Here is a 6,998-nt window from a genome sequence, read left to right as displayed (position 1 = left end):
TCTCCCACAGTCCGTCCGGAACAATCCAACTCCACGTACCCCGCCCCATAAACAGCCCAACGAGCGACCACCCACATAGGACACGGTCTTAGACGTCCTTTCATTTGGTGAGTCGGCGGTGACAGATGAGTGTGGCTGCGATGCCGACGAAGCGCTCGGCCGTTCGTATGGATCTTCGATCCCAACGTGCCGCGGCCGGTCCACGAAGCCCCCTGCCCACCGCGTCAGACTCAACCCGCTGACGTCATGAGGGTTGGCGGCGGAGGGACCTTGCGTTTGGCCGCGTCACCGACGCGATCAGACCCGAAACCGGGCCCGGGGCGCGCCGACTTTCCTGTGAGGGGGCTTGGAGAAGAACGGGTCCGTGACCGACGTCCGTTGTGTTCCGGCCACGGCCCCAACCACGCTGCCCCGGCCCCGACCATGCCCTTCGGTCTCCCGGGCGCGGGGCTTTCACGGTGTCACCGTTCTGTCAGGTGGTGCAATCGGGCGTCAGAGCTGGCCGGACGCCTCGATGGTGATGTTGGACTTGGTGCGTCCACTCTGGCTGCCGAGCCTTTCGATCTTCGCAACCAGGTCGAGCCCGGCTTGGTCGGCGACCTCGCCGAAGACCACGTGCTTGCCGTCGAGCCACGGCGTCACCACGGTGGTGATGAAGAACTGCGAGCCATTGCTGTCGGGGCCGCTGTTGGCCATCGACAGCAGCCCCGGCTTGGTGTGCTTGAGAGTGAAGTTCTCGTCGGCGAACTTCTCGCCGTAGATGCTGTTGCCGCCGGTGCCGTCACCCCGGGTGAAGTCACCGCCCTGCAGCATGAACGCGGGGATGACCCGGTGGAAGCTGGATCCGGCGTAACCGAAGCCCTTCTCGCCGGTGGCGAGGGCGCGGAAGTTCTCGACGGTCTTGGGGACCACGTCTTCGAACAGGTCGAAGTTGATGCGCCCGGCGGGCACGCCGTCAATGGTGATATCGAAGTAAACCTTGGTCGTCATGGAGCCATCCTGACATCACCCACCGCCCCGCCTGATCAGCAGGGCCGTCGTGCGCGGCAGCGCGCTGCTCAGCACGGGCGCTCGAAACGCGCCGAGACCCTCAAGGCCATCGGCAAGCCTGGAAGACCCTGGTAGGTCAAAGAGCAAACTCAGGCGGGTGGCCAGTCGTGGAGGCGAGGGCGACGTCCGCGACCCATTGATCCAGATATGTGAAACTGTGGCACTCCGTCCATCTACAAGATCCGAAGTAGTGCGGATAGGTGCTATGTCAGCAAACGAAGCAAGTACGGACCGGCTGGCGAGCCGAGTCGCGATTGTTACGGGTGGGGGGCGCGGGCTGGGGCAGGAGATTGCCAGAGCACTCCACGCAACAGGGGCGAATGTCATTATCTGCGGTAGGGACCTCGAAGCCCTGAAGGCCTCTGCTCAGTCGATTGATCCTGTCGGCCATTCTGTATTGCCAGTCAGCTGCGATATCAGAAATGAGCGCGCGGTATCGAAAATGGTATCGATTGCAATCGACCGGTTCGGCCGTATCGATGCATTGGTCAACAATGCGGGTATTGCCGGTCCCACTTCACCGTTGTGGGAGTCGTCGCTCAGTGAATGGGAGGACACGCTCAATACCAACGTGACTGGCACTTTCTTGTGCTGTCGTGCGGTGCTGCCCACCATGATCGAACAACGCTCCGGCAACATCGTGATGGTGGGTTCGATCACCGGGAAGCGTCCGAACGTCGGCCGTGCCGCCTATGCGAGCAGCAAGACTGCCTTGATCGGCTTTACTCGCGCCCTGGCGTTGGAGGCGGGGGCGTACGGGATCAGGGCGAATCTGGTCACTCCGGGAGCCGTGGACAGCGACAGGTTCCGGACGGTGATCGATGAACTGGCAACAAGAAAAGGAATCCCTAAGGAAACTCTCCTTCAGGAGGCCGTGTCGGGCTCACCTCTCGGCCGTCTGGTGCAGCCCGATCATGTGGCAGATCTGGTCACCTTTCTCCTCAGTGACAGCGCTGCTTCCATCACGGGAGAAGACATCAACGTCTCCGCCGGCATGGTCATGTACTGAAATGGAATCCGATGAGGAAACGCGCGAGCGTGATGGGCAGGGGCGCGTTCTGTGAGGCTTCGGCGCAGTCGACGGCGTGAAGCACGGCGCGTCCGGGCCCGCGGCCGCCGCCCGCCTTCTCCAGCACCCAGCACCCAGCACCCAGCCCGAGGCCGGCCGGGCCCCGGCGCCTCGCGCACCAACTACGAGCTCACGAACGGGGCGCCGGCAGGTTCGCCTGGCGATGGGTGCTCGGTCAGTCGATGTCTCGTCGCCGTAGCGAGATGAGCAGGCGGGACGTGTCCGCCGACCCGATTTGGTACACCGTGCCACCGATGAACGCCGCAACCCACTTTGGTGCATCGCTCCAAATTGGCACGCTGCGCCAAATGTGTCACCATGGGCGCATGGCAACGCGAGCACGCCTGTCTCAGAGGCGTAACCAGGTGCTCTCCCAAGAGCAGATCATCGAGGCCGCCATCGAGTTGCTCGATGCGGGCGGCGAGGGCGCGCTGACTGTCCGGGCGCTGAGTGAGAGTCTGTCCACCGGGTCCGGTGCGATCTCGTATCACGTGGGCAAGCGGGACGATCTCCTAGACGCGGCGACCGAGACGGTCGTCACTGCCGCTCTGGCGACGAAGCCCGCCCGGGCGGGAGCAGCGCCGGGGGACGAAATCCGCCTCGTTGCGCTGGCCTTGTTCGATGCGATCGCTGAGCACCAGTGGCTCGCTACGCGGCTGACGCTCCAGATCATCCGCAACCCGGTGGGCCCGGTGACGGTAGGGATCTTCGAGCGGATCGGCCGACAGGTGGGTGCCTTGGGTGTGCCGCGAGCCCGCTGGTTCGACGCGGCCTCGACACTCGTGCACTACATCCTCGGAGCGGTCAGCCAGAACGCCCGCATCGAGGGGGACACCTCAGAGATCGACCCCCAGGCGGACCGCGACGAATTCTTCGACGCGGCCTCGGCGGCGTGGCAGGAACTCAACCCCGAGGACTACCCGTTCATGCACGCCATCGTCGGCCAGATGAAAAACCACGACGACCGCGAGCAGTTCCTCACCGGCATCGCCGTCATCCTCGACGGCCTCACCCGCCTGCGCTGACCTACCTCATCCAGCCCGGGCATCACCACGTATTGGTTTCCGAAGGGAAGCTCTCATGCACGACGTAGTAATCGCGGGCGCCGGCCCGATCGGCCTGTTCCTGGCGAACGAGCTTGCCCTGTCCGGCTGTTCCGTCCTCGTACTCGAGGCGGACCAGGACCCCAACCCGCCGCTGAAGGCGCTCCCGCTCGGATTGAGGGGACTGAACGCCGGGTCCGCCGAGACGTTCTACCGCCGCGGGCTGCTGGAAGCGATAGCGAAGGCTTCCGGCGTCAACGCGGAGAAACTCGGCGCGGACCCCGAAGCCATCGAGGCGCCGGCCCCTCGTCAGCTGAGCCATTTCGCGGGCATCACGCTCGATGCGGCCGACATCGACACGGCCGCCCTCCCGTTCAGGCTGCCCGGTCCGGCGATGGAAGGCTTCATGACGAGCCTGGAAGCGGTCGCGACGGTGCTGGCCGAGCAGGCTTCCGCGCTCGGTGTGGAGATCGTCCGCGGCGTTCCCGTCACCGCCGTGAGCCAGGATGCCGAGTACGTTGTCGCCACGGCGGGCGGGCAGCAGTACCGGGCGCGCTGGCTCCTGGGATGCGACGGCGGGCGCAGCGCGGTACGCAAGCTCGCGGGCTTCGAATTCATAGGCACCTCACCGTTGTTCACCGGCTACGTCGCCCAGGTCACCTTCACCGACCCCGAGCAGCTGCCCCTCGGGTTCAACCTGACACCGAACGGCATGTATTTGCGTACGCCCCTCGAAGGGCACCTGGGCATGATGGACTTCGACGGCGGCGCCTTCGACCGCTCCGAGCGGCTGACCCGCGACCACCTCCAGACTGTGCTGCGCCGTATTTCCGGCACCGACGTGACGCTGGACAAGGTCCATCTCGCCTCCAGCTTCACCGACCGCGCGATGCAGGTCACGACCTACCGCAAGGGCCGCGTCCTGCTCGCCGGCGACGCCGCGCACATCCACTCGCCGCTGGGCGGCCAGGGGCTCAACCTCGGCATCGGCGACGCCATGAACCTCGGCTGGAAGCTCGCCGCCACCGTGCACGGACACGCGGCCGAGGGCCTGCTCGACAGCTACACCGGTGAGCGACACCCCGTCGGCGCCGCGGTGCTCGACTGGTCGCGAGCCCAGGTAGCGACCATGAAGCCGGGCCACAACGCCCCCGCGCTGCGCCGACTGGTCCGCGAGCTGATGAGCACCCCCGACGGGACGACCCACGTGTACCGCAGGACATCGGGCCTGTTCAACCGTTACGACTTGGACAACGACCACCCGCTCGTCGGCCGCAGCGCCCCGGACTTCCGCTTCGACGACGGCACCCACCTCGGTGACCTGCTGCACCAGGGCCGGGGCGTCGCGCTCGACTTCACCACCGACCGTGCGCTGAGGGGTGCGGCCCAGCGATGGGCCGACCGGATCCGGTACGCAGCCGGCCCGGTGCACAACAGCCTGGGGCTGGCGGCCGTACTGGTCCGACCTGACGGCGTCGTGGCCTGGGCAAGCGACACCCCCGACCGCGACGCGTTCGCCCTGGCCGCCGCCCAGTGGTTCGCCACCCCGGAGGACTAGGCCCTGTCCGGCGGATCCTCGGGGGCCCGGGACGCCTGGCACGGCACCTCGCCGCGTTGTCGAATCGTCCAAGTACGTCCAGTACGAGCGCGATCCTCCGCCTTGCGATGTACCGCACCAGACGCCCCGGGCTGATCCCCGAAGATCCGCCGGACAGGCCCTAGGCCCTGTCCGGCCCTGGCAGAGGCGCGAGCCACGTCATCGCCGAAGCGGCGGCGTAGCTCGCGGCCCCTCGGGGGCGCGCAGCACCCCGTTCCTGATCGACCTCCTGCGCGACCGGAGCATCGATCTGTAAGCGGCAGACCGCGGACGAGCCCTTTACGCCCTCCGCCACCGCAGGCAGGGCCGCCCTGACACCGAGCTCTTCGAGCACCGCCGTGACATCCGAGAACCGAAGGACAGAGACCATGAACAGCGCCATCAACACCCCCTCCGGCTCCGAAGGTTCGCCCCCGAACGCCGTCGCATGGGTTCGCACCTGGGGCGCCTCCCCGCAGGCGCCGGACAACTCCGTCAGCTCGGTCGAACCCTTCGAGAACGCGACGCTGCGGCAAGTCGTCCGCATCAGCGGCGGCGGACACCACGTCCGCATCCGTATCAGCAACGAGTACGGAACCGCACCGCTGACCATCGGCGCCGCCCGTGTCGCCATCGCGGAAACCGACGGCGGGATCCAGGACGGAAGCGGCCATGCGGTGACCTTCGGCGGCCGGCCGAGCGCCACCGTACCGGCGGGCGCGCCGATCCTCAGCGATCCCGTCGATCTGCGTACCGCCGCGTTGTCGCGGCTGACCATCAGCCTCTACCTGCCCGGCCGAGTAGACACCGCAACCTGCCACGGGACCTTCCACACGCTCGGCTGGCTCCTCCCCGGCAACGCGACCGCACTCGCGTCGCTACCCAAGGACGCCACCCCCTTGCCGGCGCAGGCCCTGATCACGGCCGTGGAAGTACTGCCCGACGCACCGGCCAAGGCCATCGCCGTGATCGGTGACTCCCGCGTCGACGGCATCGGCTCGACCCCCGGCACGGACCGCCGCTGGACCGACCTGCTCGCCGAGCGCCTGGCAACCTGCGGCGGACGGACGCTCTGCGTGGTCAGCCAGGGAATCAGCGGCAACCGCATACTCAACGACGGCATCGGCACCGCCGCCCTCGCCCGCTTCGACCGCGACATCCTCGCCACGCCGGGCCTCGGCCACGTGGTGATCGCGGTGGGCAACGACCTGATCTTCTCCTTCGCCCCGCGCACCGAGGAGACCGCCGGATTCCTCGCGATGTTCCCCGGCACGCCCGTCGGCGTGGACGACATCATCGCCGCCCATCTCCAGCTGGCGTCTCGGGCCCGCGCGCACGGCGCGCGGGCGTACGCCGCGACCATCGCTCCCTACGGCGGCTCGGAAATGTACACATCCGAGGGCGACAAGGCACGCGAGCAGGTCAACGCATGGATACGCACGAGCGGCGCCTTCGACGGCGTACTCGACTTCGATGCCGTCTGGCGCGACCCCGCCGATCCCAGCCGCATCCGCAACGGCCTGCACATGGGCGACAACCTCCACGGCAGCGATGCGGGCTATGCCGCCCTCGCGGAATCCATCGACCTCTCCCTCTTCGAATGATCCCTGACCGCAACAGCTCGCGCACCAGGCCGCCGTCCCGAGCGCGGCGACCGGAAGCCGAACGCCGGGAGACGGTTGACCTGTCGGCACTGCGGGCCCTGAAGTCTCGTCCTTGAACGGCCCGGGTAGAGCCGGCCGGGCGGAGTGGGATGTCGTTCTTGAGCAGTACCAGCCGCACGGTTGCGAGGCTTGTTCCGCTGCCCTGGTCCGTAGAGCCGGAGCCCGGGTGGGAGGGCGACAAGCAGCCCTACTCGTCGGTGAACTCCACCGCTTCCACGTCCGTACGCGACTTAGCAGTGCGCGCGCGTACCTCGCCGACCGGGCCGGCCTCATCGACTCGCTCCTCGAGCGCGCCCGCGCCCGCGCCGCGGCGGTCGCGATCCGGGCCCGGGTCGCGACCGTGTGGGATACCCCGCATCCCGCTCCGATACCACCGCGCGGTCCTCACCGCTGCCGTGGTGCGGGAGGAACTGCGCACAGCCGCCGCCACCATCGCGCGGGGCCGCTCGTACGACGTCGTCGCGCACCGGCAGGCCGCGATGCCCGATGAAACGACGTCTTAGACCGTGTCCTATGTGGGTGGTCGCTCGTTGGGCTGTTTATGGGGCGGGGTACGTGGAGTTGGATTGTTCCGGACGGACTGTGGGAGATCGCGA

5 protein-coding genes are annotated in these 6,998 nt (G+C 67.4%); 4 read left to right on the top strand and 1 reads right to left on the bottom strand.

The features are described 5' to 3' along the window. Nucleotides 1-492: 492 nt before the first annotated feature. Nucleotides 493-990, bottom strand: a complete 498-nt coding sequence (locus ACFWHU_RS38445; RefSeq protein ID WP_385803908.1) for a peptidylprolyl isomerase — start codon at nt 988-990, stop codon at nt 493-495. Between the two features lie 265 nt (nt 991-1,255). On the opposite strand from ACFWHU_RS38445, the gene ACFWHU_RS38440 reads away from it, so the two are divergent. From ACFWHU_RS38440 to ACFWHU_RS38425, 4 genes are all read left to right on the top strand, one after another. Then, on the top strand, nt 1,256-2,059 hold the full coding sequence (locus ACFWHU_RS38440; protein WP_387230997.1) for an SDR family NAD(P)-dependent oxidoreductase: 804 nt from the start codon (nt 1,256-1,258) through the stop codon (nt 2,057-2,059). Between the two features lie 386 nt (nt 2,060-2,445). After that, the gene (locus ACFWHU_RS38435; RefSeq protein WP_387230995.1) at nt 2,446-3,144 is read left to right on the top strand and encodes a TetR/AcrR family transcriptional regulator; all 699 of its coding nucleotides are present in this window, start codon (nt 2,446-2,448) and stop codon (nt 3,142-3,144) included. 55 nt (nt 3,145-3,199) lie between these two features. After that, nucleotides 3,200-4,720: an FAD-dependent oxidoreductase gene (locus ACFWHU_RS38430; protein WP_387230993.1), complete on the top strand. Its 1,521-nt coding sequence runs from the start codon at nt 3,200-3,202 to the stop codon at nt 4,718-4,720. Nucleotides 4,721-5,127: 407 nt separating this feature from the next. Continuing rightward, on the top strand, nt 5,128-6,342 hold the full coding sequence (locus ACFWHU_RS38425; RefSeq protein ID WP_387230991.1) for an SGNH/GDSL hydrolase family protein: 1,215 nt from the start codon (nt 5,128-5,130) through the stop codon (nt 6,340-6,342). Nucleotides 6,343-6,998: the final 656 nt, after the last annotated feature.

It is taken from the genome of Streptomyces sp. NPDC060366, assembly GCF_042725135.1.
GTDB lineage: Bacteria > Actinomycetota > Actinomycetes > Streptomycetales > Streptomycetaceae > Streptomyces.
Note: the sequence above shows the minus strand (reverse complement) of the source record. Positions and strands in the feature narration are given on the sequence as shown.

Excerpts from the sequence above, each read along its gene's own strand:
- ACFWHU_RS38435 (WP_387230995.1), top strand. The coding sequence starts at position 2,446 with ATGGCAACGCGAGCACGCCTGTCTCAGAGGCGTAACCAGGTGCTCTCC.
- ACFWHU_RS38445 (WP_385803908.1), bottom strand. The coding sequence starts at position 990 with ATGACGACCAAGGTTTACTTCGATATCACCATTGACGGCGTGCCCGCC.
- ACFWHU_RS38430 (WP_387230993.1), top strand. The coding sequence starts at position 3,200 with ATGCACGACGTAGTAATCGCGGGCGCCGGCCCGATCGGCCTGTTCCTG.
- ACFWHU_RS38440 (WP_387230997.1), top strand. The coding sequence starts at position 1,256 with ATGTCAGCAAACGAAGCAAGTACGGACCGGCTGGCGAGCCGAGTCGCG.
- ACFWHU_RS38425 (WP_387230991.1), top strand. The coding sequence starts at position 5,128 with ATGAACAGCGCCATCAACACCCCCTCCGGCTCCGAAGGTTCGCCCCCG.